The sequence below is a fragment of the Ruegeria sp. CDSA141 genome (assembly GCF_059612005.1).
The window spans coordinates 96,396-116,769 of the sequence record NZ_JBXWPT010000011.1 but is presented as its reverse complement, the minus strand read 5'-3'; the positions used below and the strand labels follow the sequence as shown (position 1 = coordinate 116,769).

Annotated in this window: 23 protein-coding genes and 1 pseudogene; 15 read left to right on the top strand and 9 right to left on the bottom strand. The window is 55.4% G+C overall.

Translation table 11 applies throughout. From position 1 onward, the window contains the following. Positions 1 to 33: 33 nt before the first annotated feature. The 3 genes and pseudogenes from trxA to AC2FLP_RS15685 all read left to right on the top strand — a co-directional run. Positions 34 to 363: pseudogene (trxA, locus tag AC2FLP_RS15695) on the top strand (thioredoxin); the annotation flags it as partial. A gap of 74 nt (positions 364 to 437) precedes the next feature. Then, positions 438 to 788 carry a Lin0512 family protein gene (locus tag AC2FLP_RS15690; RefSeq protein ID WP_496684819.1) on the top strand — a complete coding sequence of 117 codons (351 nt, stop codon included), beginning with the start codon at positions 438 to 440 and terminating at the stop codon, positions 786 to 788. Then, positions 785 to 1,147 carry a Lin0512 family protein gene (locus AC2FLP_RS15685; RefSeq protein ID WP_299899779.1) on the top strand — a complete coding sequence of 121 codons (363 nt, stop codon included), beginning with the start codon at positions 785 to 787 and terminating at the stop codon, positions 1,145 to 1,147. The genes AC2FLP_RS15690 and AC2FLP_RS15685 overlap by 4 nt, the downstream gene beginning before the upstream one ends. Positions 1,148 to 1,209: 62 nt before the next feature. Here AC2FLP_RS15685 and AC2FLP_RS15680 read toward each other — a convergent pair whose 3' ends face one another. Next, a complete protein-coding gene (locus tag AC2FLP_RS15680; RefSeq protein ID WP_117871234.1) occupies positions 1,210 to 1,404 on the bottom strand; it encodes a DUF1127 domain-containing protein in 195 nt (64 codons plus the stop codon). Positions 1,405 to 1,601: 197 nt separating this feature from the next. Between AC2FLP_RS15680 and hslV the strand changes: the two genes are divergently transcribed. After that, positions 1,602 to 2,159, top strand: coding sequence for an ATP-dependent protease subunit HslV (hslV, locus tag AC2FLP_RS15675; protein WP_117871236.1), 558 nt, complete (start codon positions 1,602 to 1,604; stop codon positions 2,157 to 2,159). Here the strand turns inward: hslV and AC2FLP_RS15670 are convergent. Beyond that, positions 2,151 to 3,392, bottom strand: coding sequence for an MFS transporter (locus AC2FLP_RS15670; protein WP_496684821.1), 1,242 nt, complete (start codon positions 3,390 to 3,392; stop codon positions 2,151 to 2,153). The genes hslV and AC2FLP_RS15670 overlap by 9 nt on opposite strands. A gap of 191 nt (positions 3,393 to 3,583) precedes the next feature. Here AC2FLP_RS15670 and hslU point away from each other — a divergent pair, with 191 nt between their 5' ends. The 3 genes from hslU to AC2FLP_RS15655 all read left to right on the top strand — a co-directional run bounded on the left by hslU (position 3,584) and on the right by AC2FLP_RS15655 (position 7,307). Continuing rightward, positions 3,584 to 4,891 carry an ATP-dependent protease ATPase subunit HslU gene (gene hslU, locus AC2FLP_RS15665; RefSeq protein ID WP_299899783.1) on the top strand — a complete coding sequence of 436 codons (1,308 nt, stop codon included), beginning with the start codon at positions 3,584 to 3,586 and terminating at the stop codon, positions 4,889 to 4,891. 77 nt (positions 4,892 to 4,968) lie between these two features. Beyond that, positions 4,969 to 6,090 (top strand): alpha/beta hydrolase, encoded by a 1,122-nt coding sequence (locus tag AC2FLP_RS15660; RefSeq protein WP_371415312.1) that lies wholly within the window; start codon positions 4,969 to 4,971, stop codon positions 6,088 to 6,090. After that, entirely contained in the window at positions 6,087 to 7,307 is a 1,221-nt protein-coding gene (locus tag AC2FLP_RS15655) for an MFS transporter (RefSeq protein WP_205511861.1), read from the top strand. Before AC2FLP_RS15660 ends, AC2FLP_RS15655 begins: the two co-directional genes overlap by 4 nt. On the opposite strand, the gene AC2FLP_RS15650 is transcribed toward AC2FLP_RS15655, so the two are convergent. Genes AC2FLP_RS15650 through AC2FLP_RS15640 form a run of 3 tightly spaced genes read right to left on the bottom strand, consistent with a single transcriptional unit; the run spans position 7,304 to position 9,587 of the window. Continuing rightward, on the bottom strand, positions 7,304 to 7,891 hold the full coding sequence (locus tag AC2FLP_RS15650; protein WP_117871242.1) for a Smr/MutS family protein: 588 nt from the start codon (positions 7,889 to 7,891) through the stop codon (positions 7,304 to 7,306). The genes AC2FLP_RS15655 and AC2FLP_RS15650 overlap by 4 nt on opposite strands. Next, positions 7,891 to 8,931, bottom strand: a complete 1,041-nt coding sequence (gene mltA / locus AC2FLP_RS15645; protein ID WP_496684824.1) for a murein transglycosylase A — start codon at positions 8,929 to 8,931, stop codon at positions 7,891 to 7,893. The genes AC2FLP_RS15650 and mltA overlap by 1 nt, the downstream gene beginning before the upstream one ends. Beyond that, positions 8,928 to 9,587 (bottom strand): Tim44/TimA family putative adaptor protein, encoded by a 660-nt coding sequence (locus AC2FLP_RS15640; RefSeq protein WP_299899790.1) that lies wholly within the window; start codon positions 9,585 to 9,587, stop codon positions 8,928 to 8,930. Before AC2FLP_RS15640 ends, mltA begins: the two co-directional genes overlap by 4 nt. A 108-nt stretch (positions 9,588 to 9,695) precedes the next feature. Between AC2FLP_RS15640 and AC2FLP_RS15635 the strand changes: the two genes are divergently transcribed. Together AC2FLP_RS15635 and secB are read left to right on the top strand one after the other, a co-directional pair. After that, positions 9,696 to 10,196, top strand: a complete 501-nt coding sequence (locus AC2FLP_RS15635; RefSeq protein ID WP_496684826.1) for an FxsA family protein — start codon at positions 9,696 to 9,698, stop codon at positions 10,194 to 10,196. A 54-nt stretch (positions 10,197 to 10,250) separates the two neighbouring features. Beyond that, on the top strand, positions 10,251 to 10,751 hold the full coding sequence (gene secB / locus AC2FLP_RS15630; protein WP_299643158.1) for a protein-export chaperone SecB: 501 nt from the start codon (positions 10,251 to 10,253) through the stop codon (positions 10,749 to 10,751). 24 nt (positions 10,752 to 10,775) lie between these two features. Here the strand turns inward: secB and dnaQ are convergent, their stop codons facing one another. The 4 genes from dnaQ to AC2FLP_RS15610 are packed head-to-tail and all read right to left on the bottom strand — an operon-like array spanning position 10,776 to position 13,510. After that, positions 10,776 to 11,498, bottom strand: a complete 723-nt coding sequence (dnaQ, locus tag AC2FLP_RS15625) for a DNA polymerase III subunit epsilon (protein WP_496684827.1) — start codon at positions 11,496 to 11,498, stop codon at positions 10,776 to 10,778. Beyond that, positions 11,491 to 12,084, bottom strand: coding sequence for a dephospho-CoA kinase (gene coaE / locus AC2FLP_RS15620; protein WP_299899793.1), 594 nt, complete (start codon positions 12,082 to 12,084; stop codon positions 11,491 to 11,493). Before coaE ends, dnaQ begins: the two co-directional genes overlap by 8 nt. Next, the gene (locus AC2FLP_RS15615) at positions 12,081 to 12,914 is read right to left on the bottom strand and encodes a shikimate dehydrogenase (RefSeq protein ID WP_299899795.1); all 834 of its coding nucleotides are present in this window, start codon (positions 12,912 to 12,914) and stop codon (positions 12,081 to 12,083) included. The genes coaE and AC2FLP_RS15615 overlap by 4 nt, the downstream gene beginning before the upstream one ends. Further along, the gene (locus AC2FLP_RS15610; protein ID WP_496684828.1) at positions 12,911 to 13,510 is read right to left on the bottom strand and encodes a Maf family protein; all 600 of its coding nucleotides are present in this window, start codon (positions 13,508 to 13,510) and stop codon (positions 12,911 to 12,913) included. Before AC2FLP_RS15610 ends, AC2FLP_RS15615 begins: the two co-directional genes overlap by 4 nt. A 404-nt stretch (positions 13,511 to 13,914) precedes the next feature. On the opposite strand from AC2FLP_RS15610, the gene AC2FLP_RS15605 reads away from it, so the two are divergent. The 6 genes from AC2FLP_RS15605 (at position 13,915) to AC2FLP_RS15580 (ending at position 20,370) form a co-directional block, all read left to right on the top strand. Then, positions 13,915 to 14,364, top strand: coding sequence for a CopD family protein (locus AC2FLP_RS15605; protein ID WP_299899799.1), 450 nt, complete (start codon positions 13,915 to 13,917; stop codon positions 14,362 to 14,364). Between the two features lie 122 nt (positions 14,365 to 14,486). After that, the gene (gene rho / locus AC2FLP_RS15600) at positions 14,487 to 15,758 is read left to right on the top strand and encodes a transcription termination factor Rho (protein WP_298935873.1); all 1,272 of its coding nucleotides are present in this window, start codon (positions 14,487 to 14,489) and stop codon (positions 15,756 to 15,758) included. Between the two features lie 31 nt (positions 15,759 to 15,789). Continuing rightward, the gene (mnmE, locus tag AC2FLP_RS15595) at positions 15,790 to 17,076 is read left to right on the top strand and encodes a tRNA uridine-5-carboxymethylaminomethyl(34) synthesis GTPase MnmE (RefSeq protein ID WP_496684830.1); all 1,287 of its coding nucleotides are present in this window, start codon (positions 15,790 to 15,792) and stop codon (positions 17,074 to 17,076) included. A 12-nt stretch (positions 17,077 to 17,088) separates the two neighbouring features. Further along, positions 17,089 to 18,957, top strand: a complete 1,869-nt coding sequence (gene mnmG / locus AC2FLP_RS15590; RefSeq protein ID WP_496684832.1) for a tRNA uridine-5-carboxymethylaminomethyl(34) synthesis enzyme MnmG — start codon at positions 17,089 to 17,091, stop codon at positions 18,955 to 18,957. Then, a complete protein-coding gene (rsmG, locus tag AC2FLP_RS15585) occupies positions 18,957 to 19,574 on the top strand; it encodes a 16S rRNA (guanine(527)-N(7))-methyltransferase RsmG (protein ID WP_496684896.1) in 618 nt (205 codons plus the stop codon). The genes mnmG and rsmG overlap by 1 nt, the downstream gene beginning before the upstream one ends. Continuing rightward, complete coding sequence (locus tag AC2FLP_RS15580; RefSeq protein WP_299899808.1) at positions 19,567 to 20,370, top strand: ParA family protein; 804 nt, start codon at positions 19,567 to 19,569, stop codon at positions 20,368 to 20,370. The genes rsmG and AC2FLP_RS15580 overlap by 8 nt, the downstream gene beginning before the upstream one ends. Positions 20,371 to 20,374: the final 4 nt, after the last annotated feature.

Sequence of the window (20,374 nt, the reverse complement as noted above, 5' to 3'; positions counted from 1 at the left end):
CTACGTTCTGTTCCCAAGTTTACCCCATTCAGGAGACAGAATATGTCGACCGTAGCCGTTACCGACGACACCTTTGACGCCGAAGTCAAGAATTCGACCGTTCCCGTGGTCGTGGATTTCTGGGCCGAATGGTGTGGCCCCTGCAAGCAAATTGGCCCCGCGCTGGAAGAACTGGCAGCCGAGTATGGCGACAAGGTAAAGATCGCCAAGGTCGATGTGGACAGCAACCCAAACGCGGCGGCCGCTATGGGCGTGCGCGGCATTCCGGCACTGTTCATCTTCAAGGACGGTCAGGTTGTTTCGAACCGCGCGGGCGCGGCCCCCAAAGCCGCCCTGCAAAGCTGGATCGACGAATCCATCTGATCTGGTCCTAACAGATTTTCTCGAAGGCGCCTCAGATCGGGGCGCCTTTTCTATTGAAGACATCGGAGACACCAATGGCTGAAACGCGGGTCCTTGTAGAATTCGGGATGGGCACATCCCTGCGCCGGATGGACTATACCCAGGCGTCACTGCGGGCGATCAAGGATGCGCTTTGGCACAACTCGGTCAACATGGCGGAACTGTTCGGGTTCCCGAAAGAGGCGATGATCATTGATGCCGAAATTGGGGTTCAGCAACCGGATCAGGTGGACATCGACGCGCTGAAGGCTGTCTTCCCATACGGTCAGCCGAACATAACAATCACAAAAGGGGGATTGGACATCGCAAAGCCCCACAGTGACGGACACACGGTCATTGCCAACGCCGCCCTGATCGTTTCCTTCGACATGGAGCCCGCACAATGAGTGAAAAACGCATCATTCTGGAGATGGGAACGGGAAACGACCTGTACGGCCAGGACTATACCAAGGCAGCCCGCCGCGCAGTGCAGGATGCCTTGCACCATTCCTCCATCACGTTGTTTTCGAAACTGGGGATTGATCATTCCGAAATGCGTGTCAGCGTCACGATCGGCGTGCAGGATCCTGAACAGGTGGATTGCGGCCTGGTAACTTCTGACCTGCCGCGGGGCAGGGCCGAGGTTCGCGTAGTCAAAGGTGGGCTTGACGTTGTCGATGAAGAAGCGGGTACGCGGCACGTGGTTGCAACCGCAGCGATCGAGGCTTTTCTGCCTGATCTTTCCGGAAAATACGTTCGAAGCTGAACAAAGAAAAAGCCGCTCGGAAAACCGGGCGGCTGTCTCGAATGGACGGTCTGTTGGAACGATCAGATATCGGCGATATCTGCGCGGCTCAGACCGATATCGTCCAACTGAGCGTCGCTGAGTTCCGACAGGAGTTTGCGGGTTTTGCGGGATTCTTTCCATTCGACAACGGTGTTGAAGACATTGGTGAACGTGTCCACTACGTGCAGGATGGTAGCTGCTCCGAGCGGCGCATGAATGTTAGCTGTGGTTGCCATGTGCGCAGTCCTTTGTGATGAAACAGCCGACCCGTTGTCGGTTGTGAGCCTCATGTAGTCCCGCGCGCCCGGACTCACAATTGCTGGTCCGGTAACCCCGGATTGCGTTTTTTGCATATCTTTTGGGCAAATGAAGAACGGGTTGCGCCAACCTCTGGCCCGGCCCATATATACCGCCAGCGAAAACGGAGACGATCATGGCAGACAACGACTTTCCCGGTTGGCACGGCACGACGATCATTGGCGTCAAGAAGGGCGGTCAGATCGTCATAGCCGGTGATGGGCAGGTCAGCCTGGGTCAGACCGTGATCAAGGGCACGGCGCGCAAAGTGCGCCGTCTGTCCCCCGGAGGGTCCGAAGTTGTCGCTGGCTTTGCCGGTTCGACGGCCGATGCCTTCACGTTGCTGGAGCGGCTGGAGGCCAAGCTTGAGGCAACACCAGGCCAGCTTGCCCGCGCTTCGGTGGAATTGGCGAAGGACTGGCGCACTGACAAGTACCTGCAAAAGCTTGAAGCAATGCTGATCGTCACGGACGGTAAAGATCTTTTCGTGATCACCGGCGCCGGTGACGTGCTGGAACCTGAACACAACGTGGCCGCCATCGGGTCCGGGGGAAATTTTGCTCTGGCCGCTGCGCGCGCGCTGATGGATAGTGACAAGTCGGCGGAAGAGGTCGCGCGTCAGGCAATGGCCATCGCGGCCGACATCTGCGTCTATACCAACGGCAAACTGACGGTTGAGACAATCTCAGGCTAGCAGCGCCGAGATTTCCTTGCCTTTCCAGCGGCGATGCATGCCGATCAGGCCAATAATCGCTGCGACGATCACGATGTAATAGGGCACGCGGATATCGATGCTCATCAATCCGCCCCCTATCAACGACATGATCCCGCCCGCAAGGCAGAACACCGCGGTGGTCACGCCCATGACCCAGCCCTGATCCGCTTCGCTGACGCTGGAAGAGAAAAGCCCAAGCACGGTAGGGTAAGCGATTCCGAACAGGAAATAGAAGAAAAAGACCGGCACATAACTGAACATGCCACTTGGGCTGAAGGCGAAAGCGAATCCGCAAATCACCATGACGATGAGTGACGTGTAGATAATCGCATACTTGCTGAACTTCTCCTGGGCGGGTCTCACCAGGAACGTGCTGGAAAAGGCCAGCGCGACGCCGATGACGACCATCGCCATACTGCCACCGATGACTCCGTATCCGAAGGCACTTGTCAGGAAATTGTCGACAAACACGTAGAAGGTGACATTGGCGATCATGAAGAACGAATAGACAGGCAGGATCTTCAATACCATCGGGTGACCGCGAACTGCTATCAGGCTGTCAGTTATGTCACGGGGACGGAATACAAAGGGTGCACGATCCGCTCGGGTATCCTGGAAGAAAAACAGGACCAAAAAGATTGCTATCATCACAAGGACAAAAGCGCCATAAAATGGCGTTCTCAGCGTGGCGAAGCCGCCCAGCAGGGCGGCGTCTGATAAGACCGCGCCGATGATCGGCCCACCCACGAGGCCAAAGCTGACGCCCGTCACGATATAGCCCATGTTCCGATCCCGGTCTGTCGCATCGGTGCTTCCGTCGATCATCGCCGCTTGCGCAATGGGTTGGTTGCCCGCAGTAAACCCGGTGATCGAACGCCCGACGATCAGCAGAAGAAAGCTGTTGAGGTAAAGCGCGGCAATGGTCAGGGCATATCCGGCCAGCGCGCCACCGAGGCACACAAGCAAAGCGTTCTTGCGCCCGATCGAGTCCGATACTTTCGAGACATAGACAACGCCCAGAAACCATGACAGGAAAAAGCATCCGATCACGAGGCCATAGTAGAAATGCCTGCGCCCCTCGGGCGTGTTTTCGGGCAGAAACCCTGATTTCGTTTCCATGATCAGCGAGTTGATGATGGGAAAGACCAGCCCCTGTCCGATCAGATCCACAAATACCACAAACAAAAGGGTAATCTTGGCGATATTCGTCATGTCTCACACTCCTGGCCTTCAAACCCTCGATATACCGTAGCAGACGGATCCCACATTCCCCAAGCAAAGCGTTTGCAAACCTGAGCCTGCATTGCTAACCAACGCGGCCATGAATACTGGCTTGGTTGTTTTCGCCCGTACCGTGATTACCTAAGCCGCATGACTCAAATGCCGACCGAAAGGACTGCCCTTTGACCGACCTGACCCCGCGCGAGATTGTCTCGGAACTGGATCGCTTCATCATCGGGCAGAAGGATGCCAAGCGTGCCGTGGCCGTCGCCCTGCGCAACCGCTGGCGCCGCAAGCAATTGCCGGACGACATCCGGGAAGAGGTCTATCCCAAGAACATCCTGATGATCGGCCCCACCGGCGTCGGCAAGACCGAAATCAGCCGCCGTCTGGCGAAACTGGCCCGCGCGCCGTTTATCAAGGTCGAGGCCACCAAGTTCACCGAGGTTGGATATGTCGGTCGCGATGTGGAGCAGATTGTGCGCGATTTGGCAGACGCAGCCATCCTGCAAACCCGCGAGTTCATGCGTGAAGACGTCAAGGCCAAAGCGCATCAGGCTGCCGAAGACCGCGTGATCGAAGCAATTGCAGGCGCGGATGCGCGCGAAGGCACGCGCGAGATGTTCCGCAAGAAGCTGAAATCGGGCGAGCTGGACGACACGGTGATCGAACTGGAACTGTCCGACACCTCAAGCCCGATGCCGATGTTTGACATTCCGGGGCAGCCGGGCGGTCAGATGGGCATGATGAATCTGGGCGACATTTTCGGCAAGGCCTTTGGCGGACGCACCGTCAAGAAACGCCTGACCGTCGGAGAAAGCTATGATTTGCTGATCGGGGAAGAGGCCGACAAGCTGCTGGATGACGAAACCGTAACCCGCACCGCGCTGGAATCAGTCGAACAGAACGGCATTGTGTTTCTGGATGAGATCGACAAGGTCTGCGCCCGTTCCGACGCACGCGGCGGCGATGTCAGCCGGGAAGGGGTGCAGCGCGACCTTCTGCCGTTGATCGAAGGGACAACCGTCTCGACCAAGCATGGTCCGGTCAAAACGGACCATATCCTGTTCATTGCATCGGGAGCGTTTCACATCGCCAAACCTTCGGATCTGTTGCCGGAATTACAGGGGCGTCTGCCGATCCGGGTCGAACTGCGCGCTCTGACCGAAGAAGACTTCGTGCGCATCCTGACCGAAACCGACAACGCGCTGACCCTGCAATATACGGCTTTGATGGCCACCGAGGAGGTAACAGTCAGCTTTACCGAGGACGGCATCGCGGCACTGGCGAAGATTGCTGCTGACGTGAACCAGAGCATCGAAAACATCGGCGCCCGGCGGCTCTACACTGTCATGGAGCGGGTTTTTGAAGAACTGTCCTTCGCGGCGCCAGACCAAGCCGGTACGGAAATCACTGTTAACGCGCAATTCGTTAGTGACAATCTTGGAGAATTGACCAAGTCTTCTGATCTGAGCCGTTACGTTCTGTAACACGGCCAGCCGTTTTTTGCCGTTGTTCTCGACTTGCCATGCTGGACGTTAGGCAAGAATAGGATAGCGTGTCCACGATTCACCCCGAGGTCTGGCCCGTGCTGCGCTATTTCATCATTCTGTTCGCATCCCTTTCGCTCTGCGCCTGCGTCGACCGGACGGTGTCCGAGGTCGTGCCCGATGCCGTGAACATCGGGACACCTGAAACCATCTTCGCAAGCACGACCCGCGCGCGTGAGGCCGATGGATCCTTTGGATTCCGACGCGGTGAAACACTCAAATTTCTCGAAACTACGGTTTCGATCCCACCAACGCATACTCCGGGTACGCTCCGTTTTTCCTACGCAAACCCAAATCCGCAGAAAGAGTTCGTTCTGGCAGATGTCACCGAGTTGGATGGGCCTGGTGGATTACGCAAACATCTGCGGGGTAAGGATGACGTCACGATCTTTGTGCACGGCTACAACTCGACCCAGACCGAAACGATCTTTCGCGCAGCTCAGCTGACGCATGACATCGGCCTCCCCGGGTCAACGCTGGTGTATTCGTGGCCAAGCCGTGCGACGGGTTATGGGTATGCCTACGATTTGGACAGCATGTTGTTTGCCCGCGACGGTTTGGAACAGACTATCCGCGAGCTGAAAGCAATGGGTGTCAAACGCGTTATTCTGGTGGCGCATTCCATGGGCGGTGCGTTGGCGATGGAAATGATGCGACAAACCGAACTACAAGAACCCGGATGGGCCAACCGAAACATCGATGGGGTCGTGCTGATCTCGCCCGATCTGGATCTCGATCTGTTTCGCTCGCAGATGAAACGTATCGAAAACCCGCCCGATCCTTTCCTGGTAATGGTGTCCCAAAAGGACAAGATCCTGAACATCTCGGGCCGTTTGCGTGGCACTGATGAAGGTAAGCGGTTGGGTAATATCAGCTCGATTGACTCTCTCGAAGAATTCCCGATCAGCGTGATCGACACGACGGCATTCAGCAGTGACGCGGCATCCTCGCATTTCGTTGCTGCAACCTCACCGGCCTTGTTGTCGATCCTCAACTCGTTACGGCGTGTCAACAATACCTTCGGGCGGGAAGACCGACCGGCAATTGATATTCTGGTGCCACCCAGCGAGCGAAATCCCGACGGTGCCACTGAAATTGTTCTGACAGATACCGGACAGGCACAGGTCAGCTCGCCGTGACGCGGTTTAAGCTGCGTCGGTATCTTCTGGACAATGCCACCTGGCTTGGCGGAGGCGTTCTCCTGACGTTTTTATCCAGCTTTGGGCAGACATTCTTCATCTCGATCTTTGCCGGTGATATCCGCGCGGAATTCGGTCTCGGCCACGGTGCCTGGGGTGGGCTATACACATTGGGCACAACCCTGTCGGCCATCGTGATGATCTGGGCCGGAGGGCTAACGGACATCTTTCGCGTCCGGGTGCTGGGTCCGGCGGTTTTGGCCGGGTTGACCCTGGCCGCCCTTGCCATGGCGCTGAATACCTGGCTGCTGCTGTTGCCAGTGGTGATTTTTTTGCTGCGTCTTCTCGGTCAGGGGATGAGCACGCATCTGGCCGCAGTCGCCATGGCGCGGTGGTTCACGGTCACGCGGGGCAAAGCACTTTCCATTGCATCCATCGGCTATGCCATCGGTGAGGCCTTGCTGCCCCTGATCTTTGTTGCGGCCATGGCTTACCTGGACTGGCGTTGGCTGTGGGTCATCGCGGCGGCGGTGACCGCCTTGGGTATTCCCGTGTTGATGCGGCTATTACGCGAGGAACGAACACCGCAAAGCCTTGCCAGCGAATCCTCTGCCATTGGCATGCAGGGTCGCCATTGGAGCCGTCGCGACGCGCTGTTTAACCCCTTGTTCTGGTTCATGGTGCCCGCCGTGCTTGCGCCTTCTGCATTCATTACCGCGTTTTTCTTCCATCAGATCTATCTGGCTGACGTCAAAGGCTGGCAGCATATTCAACTGGTCGCTCTGTTTCCGATCTTTACCGGAATATCACTGCTATCGATGTTTTCTGCGGGCTGGGCATTGGACAAATGGGGCACTGCGCGCATCATGCCATACTATCAGCTTCCGATGGCGGTTGGGTTTGTGGTTCTGGGCATGACTGAATCAATCAGCGGCGCGACGATTGGGTTGGTTTTTCTTGGCCTGACGGTCGGCGCAAACAGTACTTTGCCCAGTGCGTTCTGGGCAGAATTCTATGGGACCCAGCATATCGGGGCCATCAAAGCGATGGCTGCGGCTGTCATGGTGCTGGGGTCAGCCATCGGACCTGGGTTGACCGGCGTTCTGATTGACCTTGGTATTTCTCTGAACACTCAGTTTTTCTGGATTGGAATGTTCTTCGTGCTGGTATGCGTGCTGATTTGGGTCGGTATTTCCCACGCCCGTCGTGACCTTTAGCGCACGCGCCTGAGATATACGTAATAAGCCCCATCTCCGCCGTGGCTTATATGAGCAGGTGTGACCTGCATCACCGCCTGGGCCAGCGGTGGGATAGACAACCAGTGAGGAACCTGATTTCGCAGAACACCGCGCGGCGTCGGAATCGGACCGGGCTCGTCCCGATCCTTGCCTTTGCCGGTCACGACCAAAACCAGACGCTTACCCTGTGCCTGCGCGCTCAGGACAAATCGGATCAGCGCCGGATGGGCCGAAGCGACCCGCATACCGTGCAGATCCAGCTTGCCTTCGGGTTTCAGCTTGCCGCGCTTCATCCGGCCAAAGGCCTTATTGTCCATCTGAACCGGTGCTTTCCGCAGCGCATCCGTCACCGAAGGCTTCAGATCATTCGGTTTCGGTTTCACCTGATGGGCCTGTCCAAGTTCGAATGATTCAAGCCGGGGTTTCGGCGTTTTCTTGGGCTTGGGTTTCGGTAGGGAAGTCGGATGGACCGTCTGCGGGATTTCCGGATGCAGCCGCTCGGCCTGTTTGGCGACCTTCCGCCACAGCTCGATCTCTTCGCCGGTTAGTTTGCGCCGGGTCATCAGAATTCATCCGGTAGCAGGGCATAGGCACGCTGGATGGGCAGCAACACCACCATCCGGCCCGGATCTTTCAGCTTGCCCGCAGCCTGCCCGGCCTCGTCCCCTGTTCCGAAAAAGATATCGGCCCGTTGTGCGCCCTTGATGGCAGAACCAGTATCCTGCGCAATCATCAGGCGGCGAATCGGTTCGTTGCCGTCCTTTTCCACCCAAACCGGCGCGCCCAGCGGCGTATAGGCCGGGTCGGCAGCAATGCTGCGCATGGTCGTTACGGATCGGTTCATGGCACCCAGCGGCCCAAGCTCGGGCGCGACGCGTGAAACTTCGCGGAAAAACACGTATGATGGATTGTGGAGCAGCAATTCCGCACCGGCCTCGGGATACTTGCGCACCCAGGCGCGGATCATCTGCGCGCTGACCTCATGCGCGCCGAGAATGCCGCGCCGCACCAGTTCCACACCAATTGACCTATAGGGGTGACCATTCGCGCCGCCATATCCGACGCGCAAGGCGCCGCCATCCGGCAATCGAACGCGGCCCGAACCCTGGATTTGCAGAAAAAACAACTCTACGGGGTCATCGACCCAGGCAATCTCAAGCCCGCGGCCTTGCATCACATCACTGGTCAGAATTTCTCGCCGGCTCAGCCAGGACCCCTCAGCGCGGGCCTCGGGCGGCATCTTGTAGATGGGGTACCTGAAACGATCCGTCCGGGTACGCGCACCATCAAGCTCGGGTTCGAAATACCCTGTGAACAAGGCTTCCTCGCCATCTTCAACCAGAACAGGGCGAAAGAAGAGTTCAAAAAACGCCCGTGCCGCTTCCGCATCATAGGTTCTTGCCACACCGCACAGGGCCCGCCAATCGGGATCTTTCAGATCCCCGCAGGTGTTCAGAAAAACCGAAAGGGCTGCACCGTGGTCATCCTCGGCCCAACCACGCAGATCATCGAACGACAGAATGGATCGCGTTGCCTCGGCCCCGGCAGCGCTGGCAGTGGTCATTGCACCGACCAGTAAAAGCGACCGGAGCGTGGCAATCATGCGTCCGTGGCAACAAGCAGCCAGTTTGGATCGTCCTTGCCCATCACTCGGGCAAAGGTCCAACTGTCCTTTTGGCGTTTCACGGTATTGGGGCTGCCTTCTACGATATCGCCACCGCGATCCCGCACGACCGAAGTCAGCTCACCCACGAATTTCATGGTGATCTCGGCCTGATTGGTATCCTTGTCGAATTTGACATCCGTCAGGGCTGTTTCTCGGACACCGATAAACTCAGCCTCGATCGTCAGGCCCTGATCTTCTCGTGCAGAGACACCCGCAACGAAGGACTCAAAAACTTCCTCCGACAGGAATGCTTGGATCTCGTCCAGATTTCCCTTTTCATACCCCATCAGGATCATTTCATAGGCACCGCGCGCACCCTGAACAAACTCGCTGACGGAAAAACTGGGTTCAACGCGTTTCATCGCTGCCAGTGTTTGCGCCTGCTCGCTGTCTTCCGGGACATGGTCGGTGATGTCATGATCCGGGCCGCCTTCGATCACTTCGAAATCGCGGCGCGATTTATGCGCTTCGGGTTGCTGCTGCACGGGTGGTTTTTCAAAACCTTCACGCGTGCCCAATACGCTCTTGAGGCGCAGGATCAGGAAAACGGCAATTCCGGCCAGGACCAGCAACTGGATCATGGGTTCGTTCATTTCATCCTCTTTTCAGGACCGCGGCTTTGTATACGCGGCCTCATGCCACTATGTAGGTGACCGTAGGTGGCAAGTCCACAGCCCGGCCTAATGGAAAGGATAACGCAAATGTATCTGTTCTTGGCATTTTTGTTGGTGCCCATCATCGAGATCGCGCTGTTTATTCAGGTCGGCGGGTTGATCGGCTTGTGGCCAACCCTTGCCATCGTAGTACTGACAGCGGTTTTGGGCACGGTTTTGGTGCGGACACAAGGTCGCATGGCGTTGGGAAACCTGCAACGGTCGTTTGCCGAACTTGACGACCCGACCGAACCGCTGGCGCATGGTGCAATGATCCTCTTGTCGGGCGCTTTGTTGCTTACGCCGGGATTCTTCACTGATGCCATTGGATTTGCGTTGCTTGTTCCGGGCGTGCGGGTCGCGGTTTTCAGGTACCTGAGATCGAAAGTCACCGTTTCCCAGTTTCAGATGGGTCAAGGCCCCGGTTTTCAGTCACGGGGAAATCCGTTCGATCAGGGTGACATCATAGACGGCGACTTCACCGAAGTTCGCTCGAAAAATGATCCGTCAAAACCGTCTAAATGGGTCGAGGGCCCCCACCGGCATTGAGGTGCCGCCCCCAACTTGATAAGCAGTGGCGAATTTCATTTTTGGAGTAGATCCATGGCCGAAGAAAACGCTGCAGAAAACACTGCGGCCAAAGCCGCCCCGCAAGTTCAGATGCGTGTTCTGGGGCAGTTCATCCGCGACATGTCCTTTGAGAACGTGATGGCCCAGAAGGGTGTTTCCGGTGACGTACAGCCCGAAATCGCGGTTCAGGTGAATCTGGACGCCAAAAAACGCACGGCAGACCACCAGTTCGAAGTGTCCGTCAAGCTGAACCTGACATCCAAAGCCAAAGGCCTGGAAGACGTTCTGTTCCTGTGTGAGCTGGACTATTGCGGCCTGTTCCACGTGGAAGGTGTGCCGGAAGACCAGTTGCACCCGTTCCTGATGATCGAATGCCCGCGGATGCTGTTCCCGTTCCTACGCCGCATTGTCAGCGACATCACTCGTGACGGCGGTTTCCCACCAGTGAATCTGGACAATATCGATTTCGTCGCCCTGTATCGCAACGAAGTGATGCGTCGTCAGGCCGAACAGTCCCAGAAGACAGACGCCTGAGGTTTTGGCCCGTGCCTGACCGGATCAGGCGCGGGTCCACAGGGCGCTGTCGCCCAGTTTTTCCACGAAAGCTTCATGTGCTGCGCGCTCATCCTCGGTAGTTCGGGATGGCAGCGGTATGGCACGTGGTGTCGGTCGCCAATCATCACTGCCGCCTGCCGCAGAGGATGCAGATGTCGACAGGCCAAAATCGGGCTGTCGTCCTCCGATCAGTTCAAGATAAACCTCTGCCAGGATTTCAGAGTCGAGCAACGCGCCGTGCAGAACACGGTTCGAGTTGTCGATATTGAAGCGGCGGCAAAGCGCGTCCAGTGAGGCCGGAGAGCCGGGAAATCGTTTGCGCGCTATCGCCAGCGTATCCAGCGCCTGTTCCATCAGGATGAGCGGGGCACCCATCCATTTCAGCTCGGCATTCAGGAACTTCATGTCGAAAGATGCATTGTGGATCACCAACTGAGCATCGCCAACGAATTCGCGAAAAGCGTGACCGATCTTGGCAAAAACCGGTTTGTCTTTCAGCGTCACTTCACCCTTTTCCGGCGGACGCGGGTTTTCCAACAGGTCCGGGCCGATGCCATGCACACCAAATGCCTCTTCCGGCATCGAGCGTTCAGGGTTGATGTAAACGTGATACGTCTCACCCGTTGCGACGTGATTCCACAGTTCAACCGCGCCGATTTCCACGATCCGATCACCGCTTTCGGGATCGAATCCAGTGGTTTCTGTATCGAGTACAATTTCACGCATTTGCCATCCCCGCCCGTATCTGCCTGACCACATCCTGCACCTGCGCGCGAGCGTGGTCCAGAGTGTCAGTCACGATCACGTAATCCGACCGCGCGCATTTCTCGTCATTCGGCATCTGTTTGTCACGGATTTGCTCGAACTGCGTCTCAGTCATTGTACCCCGTTCCATGACGCGCCGCTTTTGCTCGCTGGCCGGGATCGAAACACACGCCACCGCGTCCATTGCCGCGTCACCGCCCGTTTCAAACAGAAGCGGAATATCGAACACCAAAATGTCGTTTGTCGCGGCTTCACGAAATGCTGCGCGGTCAGCAGCGACCAGAGGGTGGACGATAGCTTCGATGGTTTTCAGCGCAGCAGGATCGGCGGCAATAATCCGTTTCAACGCATCCCGGTTGACCGCACCGTCCAGAATGGACGACGGAAACGTTCGTTCCATGGGGCCAACGGCTGCGCCACCCTTGGAGTACAGGCGATGCACCGCCGCATCCGCATCCCACAAGGCACAGCCTTCTTCGACGAACATCTGCGCCGTTGTGCTTTTGCCCATGCCGATGGAACCGGTCAGGCCAAGTGCGAAACTCATGCCATCGCCGCCGCACGCGCATCAGCATCAACTTCGGGGCGCACGCCGAACCAGCGTTCGAAACCGGGTACTGCCTGGTGCAACAACATGCCCAGCCCATCGACTGCGGTGCACCCTGCCTGTTCAGCGGTTTGCAGCAGGCGGGTTTTCAAAGGCACATAAACCAGATCTGTCACCACGGCACCGGGCTGCAACCCATCGAGCGGAACCCGCAATTCCGGTTGGCCCTGCATTCCCAACGAGGTCGTGTTTACCACGAGCTCTGCGTTTTCGATGACATTTCCGGCCTGAACCCAATCCACCACGCGGATGCGTTGACCGAATTCCTCTTTCAAATGATCCGCACGGGCGCGGGTTCGGTTGGTCAGCAGGATTTCCGGCACACCAGCGTCAGACAGCGCTTGCAGAACGGCGCGAGCGGCCCCACCGGCCCCAAACACAACAGCCGGCCCGTCCTTTGCATTCCAGTCCGGTGCACCATTGCGAAGATTCTCCATGAACCCGTACCCGTCTGTGTTGTCTGCATGGATTGAGCCATCTTCACGAAACACCAGAGTGTTCGCAGCACCTATCACCGTTGCGCGGTCAGACGCATGATCGGCGATCTTCAAGGCGGCTTCTTTGTGGGGGACCGTGACATTGGCGCCGACGAAACCCGCCTTGGGCAGGGTGCGTAGCACAGCTTCCAGATCGACGGGTGCCACATCCATCGGAATGTAATGACCGGCAAGACCATATGTTTTCAGCCAATGACTATGCAGTTTGGGGGAACGTGAGTGACCAATGGGATGTCCAATAACTCCGGCCAATGGAACCCGATAGTCCGTCATTGATCAATTACCCCTTTGACAGCCAGAAAGTTGAGCAGCTCCAACAGGGGCATACCCAAAACGTTAAAATAGTCGCCGTCAATGGTGGCGAACAGGCGGACACCTTCTTCTTCCAGCTTATAGGCTCCGACAGCATGTCGGATACTGTTCCAGTTTCGCGCAACATAGTCTTTCAGATAGGCGTCAGAACTGGCTCGCATCCGCAACCGCACCTGTCCCACATGCCGCCAGATCGGCTCACCATTCTGATAGATCACGGCTGCGGACAAAAGCATGTGCCGCTTGCCTCGCATGGCTTTCAGCTGGTCCAACGCCTGTTCGGGGGATTCCGGTTTCGACAGCAACTGGCCGTCAAAATCCAGAACCTGATCGCACCCCAGAACCATAGCTCCGGGATTTTTGTCACTGACCTTCCGCGCTTTCATTTCAGCGAGCGTATCGGCAATATCCCTTGGTGTTGCGTTTTCAGCCAGCAAGGCGCGTTTGGCCGTCTCTTCATCCACGCGCGCGGTTTGTACTGCGTACGGTACACCTGCATTTTCAAGCAGCTGCGCGCGAATAGCGGACCCGGAAGCAAGAAGAATGGGGACAGACATGTGGAAAACCCCGTGCGCAAATCATTGAGAGTTCAGGGGTGCTTTGTATGGTTTTCCGGTTGACACGCAACCCCGGGAATTTCGCGTCAGAGATCCCCGAGTCGCTCAAATCCCATCCAGTTCGGACAAGGATAAGTCAGTTTCTCTGGAAAACCTCGATATCCCAAATTCTCCTACCAGTTATCCCCAAGTGGAATAAGGAGCGCTGTAAGTAACATGTTGATTTTAAATAGTAAAAATATAAACCAACAGAATCGCCCGAAAAATGCCGTGTTCTGTCCACTTGGGGAAAACACTTGTGTAAAAAAGTAATCCACGGATTTTGCTCACCCTACAAAACCATCATCCTTTTTCTTTTCATATTTTTTTATTAGGGAGGGTTCCGAGCAATGCCTGGAGCCAATATGACCGATCTTCTTTTCACGCTGTATCCGTGGGTGAAGTCACTCCATATCATGGCCGTGATCTCGTGGATGGCAGGCCTGTTCTATCTGCCCAGGTTGTTTGTCTATCACGTTGAGAAAGCTCAGGCCGTCGATGGCGCACAGGAAATTTTCTTTGAAATGGAAGAAAAGCTGCTGCGTGTGATCATGAGCCCAGCGATGATCGTTGCGTGGGTCTGTGGATTGATCATGGTGTTTACGCCGGGCATAGTGGGATGGGATTGGTCTTGGCCCTGGGTCAAGGGCGCTGCCGTGATCGGCATGACATGGTTTCATCACTGGTTGATGGCGCGACGCAAGGATTTCCTGGAAGGGCGAAACAAGCTCACTGGGCGGCAGTTTCGCATGATGAACGAGGTCCCGACCGTTTTGATGGTTGCCATCGTTCTGGCGGTCGTTCTGAAGTTCTGAGGGCCTGTTTGACTCCGCGCAGCGCTGAGCTTATGTAGGGATCAACACGCCCGTCCGGGCGGCGTATCTTCCGTTCTGAAATTCCACTTCGTGCCGCAATCTCAGCGGTGAAGGTTTGTATAATGACAACTGAATCTCTGAATCTGGCCGATCTCAAGGCCAAAAGCCCAAAAGATCTTCTGGCGATGGCCGAAGAACTGGAAATCGAAAACGCCTCGACCATGCGAAAAGGCGAGATGATGTTCCAGATCCTGCGCGAACGCGCGGATGAAGGCTGGGTCGTGGGTGGCGACGGAGTGCTTGAGGTTCTGCAGGATGGGTTCGGCTTTCTGCGGTCGCCCGAGGCGAACTATCTGCCCGGCCCGGATGATATCTATGTCTCGCCGGACATGATCCGCCTGCACTCGCTGCGCACCGGTGACACGGTCGAGGGTGATATCAAAGCCCCTGACGAGAGTGAGCGCTATTTCGCGCTAACCAAAGTTACCAAGATCAATTTTGAAGAGCCCGAAAAAGCCAAGCACAAAGTCGCTTTTGACAACCTGACACCGCTCTATCCGGATGAACGCCTGAAGATGGAGATCGAAGACCCGACCATCAAGGACAAATCGGCCCGCGTGATTGACTTGGTCTCACCCATTGGGAAAGGCCAGCGGTCGCTGATCGTGGCACCTCCACGGACCGGTAAAACGGTCATCCTGCAAAATATCGCGCATTCGATCGAACAGAACCATCCGGAGTGCTACCTGATCGTTCTGCTGATCGACGAACGCCCGGAAGAGGTGACCGACATGCAGCGTTCGGTGAAGGGTGAGGTTGTTTCTTCTACCTTCGACGAACCGGCGACGCGCCACGTGGCCGTGTCTGAGATGGTGATCGAAAAAGCCAAGCGTTTGGTCGAACATAAACGAGATGTTGTTATTCTTCTTGATTCAATCACAAGACTTGGTAGAGCTTTTAACACAGTAGTCCCATCTTCGGGTAAAGTTCTGACTGGTGGTGTGGATGCAAACGCCCTGCAACGACCCAAGCGTTTCTTTGGTGCGGCACGGAATATCGAAGAGGGTGGTTCGCTGACCATCATCGCCACCGCTCTGATCGACACTGGTAGCCGAATGGACGAAGTGATCTTTGAAGAATTCAAAGGCACCGGTAACTCGGAAATCGTGCTGGATCGCAAGATCGCAGACAAGCGCGTGTTCCCTGCGATCGACATCCTCAAATCCGGTACCCGGAAAGAGGACCTGCTGGTCGATAAGGGCGATCTGGCCAAGACCTTTGTTCTGCGCCGCATCCTCAACCCGATGGGCACCACCGACGCGATTGAGTTCCTGTTGTCCAAGTTGAAACAGACCAAGACGAACGGTGAGTTCTTCGATTCGATGAATACCTGACACAGGTCTTAAACTCTAGCGAGGCCTTCGAATGGATACGATATTCGCCTTGGCCAGCGCGCAGGGCAAAGCTGGGGTGGCGGTCATCCGCCTCTCAGGTCCAGATTCGCATTCAGCAGCGGCGCGCCTGACTGGTGGTGCGTTGCCAAGGCGTGGCATGGTCCTGCGCACTCTGATGGATCATGGCGGAGCACGTTTGGACGACGGATTGGTCTTGACGTTCCAGGCCCCTGCTAGCTTTACCGGTGAGGACGTGGCCGAGCTTCAGATTCATGGAAGCACAGCCTCTGTCAACGCAGTGCTGCGCTGCCTGTCTGATACGGAAGGGTTGCGCATCGCTGAACCGGGTGAGTTTACACGCCGGGCACTGGAAAATGGCAAGATGGACCTGACTCAGGTTGAAGGTCTGGCCGATCTAATCGATGCAGAGACGGAAGCACAACGTAAGCAAGCTCAGACCATTTTGGCGGGCGAGCTGGGCACCTTGGCAGAACGGTGGCGCAGGGATTTGATACGGGCTGCGTCCCTGTTGGAAGCTGTCATCGATTTTGCTGATGAAGAAGTTCCTACTGATGTGACGCCGGAAGTGCGCGCCCTGATCCAAGGTGTCATGTCAGATCTTCACCGTGAGGCAGACGGCGTCAAAATTGCCGAGCGAATACGTACAGGGTTCGAGGTTGCGATCGTCGGCCTTCCAAATGCGGGAAAATCCACTCTTTTAAATGCATTGGCAGGCCGTGAGGCGGCTATTACTTCGGAATACGCCGGAACCACGCGCGATGTGATCGAAGTTCGAATGGATCTGGCTGGTTTACCAGTGACCTTGCTGGATACGGCGGGGCTGCGACAGACTGAAGATCATGTCGAAAACCTGGGCATCGAGCTTGCGCGTAGCAGAGCGGAGGCCGCTGACCTTCGCGTTTTCTTGTCTGAAACACCGGAAATCTTGGGTGTGGAGATGCAAGATGGTGATATTCATGTTCTGCCCAAAGCGGACCTTCGGGGTATTGACGGGCAGGGTGTATCTGGGAAAACAGGCCAGGGAATAGACGCACTTGTAAACCAGATTTCGTGTGTACTGAGTAAGAGAACTACTAGCCATGGTATTGCAACACGGGAACGCCATCGCGTTGCAATCAAAAGTGCATTGGACTCACTCATATCTGCAATCTCGGTTCTGGAATCAGGTCCGGACCTGTATGATATCGCTGCAGAGGAGTTGAGAACTGCAATTCGTGCCCTTGAATCTCTGGTGGGCAGAATAGATGTCGAAACTCTGTTGGATGAAATCTTCTCCAGCTTCTGTTTGGGAAAGTAAGGAGTGTTTCACGTGAAACATTCGAAGTTTGATGTCATCGTCATTGGCGCAGGCCATGCCGGAACCGAGGCCGCTCATGCATCAGCAAGGATGGGCGCAACAACTGCACTGGTGACGTTGTCTGCAACAGACATCGGCGTTATGTCCTGCAATCCGGCGATTGGAGGTTTGGGAAAGGGCCATCTTGTGCGTGAGATTGACGCCTTGGATGGCGTCATGGGTCGTGTGGCGGATCAGGCGGGCATACAGTTTCGTTTGTTGAACCGTCGAAAAGGGCCCGCCGTACAGGGGCCGAGAACGCAGGCAGATCGTGCCCTGTATCGGCTTGCTATGCAACAGGAAACAGAGAAACAGGATAACCTGTCCGTTGTTGTCGGAGAGGTTGTCGATTTTCTAATGATCGGTGAGAAGGTTGCAGGTGTTGCTCTTTCTGATGGATCAGAACTTTCTGCGCGCGCCGTTATCCTGACCTCCGGTACATTTCTAAGGGGTGTCATTCACATAGGTGACGTGTCTCGTCCCGGTGGGAGAATGGGGGATCGACCTTCCGTCAAACTGGCTGAACGGTTGGAAAGATACAATCTTCCCATGGGACGATTGAAAACCGGGACACCGCCGCGCCTGGATGGTCGGAGCATTGATTGGTCGGATCTTGAAAGGCAGGACGGCGACGATGAGCCAACCCTGTTTTCTTTTATGTCTCAATCCGTTGTCGCGCCCCAGATTTCCTGCGGAATTACACACACAAATGCGCGAACACATGAGATCATCGCTGCGAATCTTTCGAAATCCGCGATGTATGGCGGTCGCATTGATGGAGTAGGCCCGCGCTATTGTCCATCGATTGAAGACAAGATCGTACGATTCGCGGATAAGGAATCGCATCAAATCTTCCTTGAGCCCGAAGGGGTCAATGATCACACGATCTATCCGAACGGTATCTCGACGTCATTGCCGCAAGACGTTCAACTGGACTATGTGCGATCGATTAAGGGATTGGAGAATGCAGATATTCTGCAACCAGGATATGCAATCGAATACGACTATGTTGATCCGCGCGTCCTGAGTGCTTCTTTATCCTTGCCAACTGTTCCCGGACTATATCTAGCGGGCCAGATAAATGGGACCACAGGATATGAGGAAGCCGCAGCTCAGGGCATGGTGGCCGGCCTCAATGCGGCGTTGGAGACCCAAGGGCGAGAACCCATCCATTTTACGCGATCCGACAGTTATATTGGCGTAATGATCGATGATTTGACAACTCGAGGAGTTGCCGAACCCTACCGCATGTTCACGTCGCGTGCGGAATTCCGGCTATCTCTGCGCGCCGACAATGCTGATCAACGGCTGACACCGCTTGGTTTGGAATTGGGGTGCGTCGGACAAGAGCGCAAAGTTCAGTTCGAAGATAAAATGCGTCAACTTGAAAGCGTGAAGTCAAAGCTGACGGAACGGACTTATACGCCCAAGGAAGTTCTCGCCGCCGGTATAAACGTTAATCAGGATGGAAACCGTAGGGATGGGATGGCAATTCTCGCATTCCCCGACACCTCGTTTGAAGATTTGCTGCCTCTTGTTCCTGATTTGCAGGATGTTGACTTAAAGATCAGGCTCCAGATCGAGCGGGACGCCTTGTATGCCAACTACATTGCCAGGCAAAAGCGGGACGTTGAAGCAATGAAGCGGGATGAATCCTATGTCATCCCGCATGAGTTCGACTATTTTGCTTTGGACGGCCTGTCTTCGGAGATGAAACAGAAGCTGTCGCAAGCAAAGCCTGCAAATATCGCTCAGGCAAGCCGTGTCGAGGGGGTCACGCCGGCAGCGCTGACGCTCGTTCTGGCAAAACTGCGCCGGGATCAAAGAGCTCGCCAAGCATGATGGTTGATTATTCGAAGTTTGAAGACCTGAATGTTTCACGTGAAACATTCGAACGCCTCACGACTTATGTTGAACTGGTGAAACGTTGGAATCCAAAGATCAACCTCGTGTCGTGGAACAGCCTGGAGCATATCTGGGACCGGCATATTCTGGATTCCGTGCAGGTCTATCGGTGCGCTGACAGTTTTGACACCTGGGCGGATCTGGGAAGTGGAGGCGGGTTCCCTGGTATGGTTTGTGCTATCCTCGCCGCGGAAGAAAATCCAAGCGCCTCATTCAATATGATAGAAAGTGATCAGCGAAAATCAGCTTTCTTGCGCAACGTTGCCCGGGAATGCGGAATAAGATGCGCAGTGACTTCAAAAAGGATTGAGATGGTTGATCCTTTGGCGGTAAACATCGTTTCAGCGCGTGCATTGGCTGACTTGCGTACATTATTATCCTTTTGTGACAGACATTTACACACCAACGGGACAGCATTGTTGCCCAAAGGCGCAAATTGGAAAAAAGAGATGGAAGACGCACGTGAGGAATGGAAATTCGAGGCAGAGGCGATTACAAGTTTAACTGAACCTCAAGCCGTTATCCTTAAGATAAATGGAGTATCACGTGGTTGATTTATCTCGACCCTCAGGGCCTCGGATAGTTGCTGTTGCCAATCAGAAGGGTGGGGTCGGGAAAACAACCACAGCTATTAATCTTGCTGCTGGACTAGCTGAGGCCGGTTGCAGAGTTCTGGTGGTTGATCTCGATCCACAGGGGAACGCTTCAACTGGTTTGGGTGTCGAAGATCGGGACTGGACAACTTATGACCTAATCCTTGACGAGGCGCCACTAGAAGCAGTGGTTCAGGAAACTGAAATTGGAGGCCTTTTCGTAGTACCGGCCACCGTCGACTTGAGTTCCGCCGATATTGAACTGATCTCAAACGAAAAACGCAGTTACCTTTTACATGATGCGCTGCGGCAGACAGCCATAGATGCATTTGAGTTTGATTTTGTTCTAATCGATTGCCCACCGTCCCTAAACTTGCTGACCGTAAATGCAATGGTTGCTGCACACTCGGTACTTGTGCCGTTGCAGAGTGAGTTCTTTGCCCTTGAAGGACTGTCGCAATTGATGCTGACGATTCGAGAGGTTCGCCAAACGGCGAATCCAGATCTGAGAATCGAAGGTGTTGTGTTGACCATGTATGATAACCGCAACAACTTGTCCCGCCAGGTCGAAAAGGACGCACGTGACAATCTGGGTGAGATGGTTTTTAAAACCAAGATACCCAGAAATGTGCGGGTCAGCGAAGCGCCGTCATATGCGTTGCCGGTCTTGCAATATGACTCGGGATCGCTTGGAGCAATGGCGTATCGACATCTTGCTCGCGAGATCATGCACAAGAACAACAAAACCGCAGCCTGAGCGG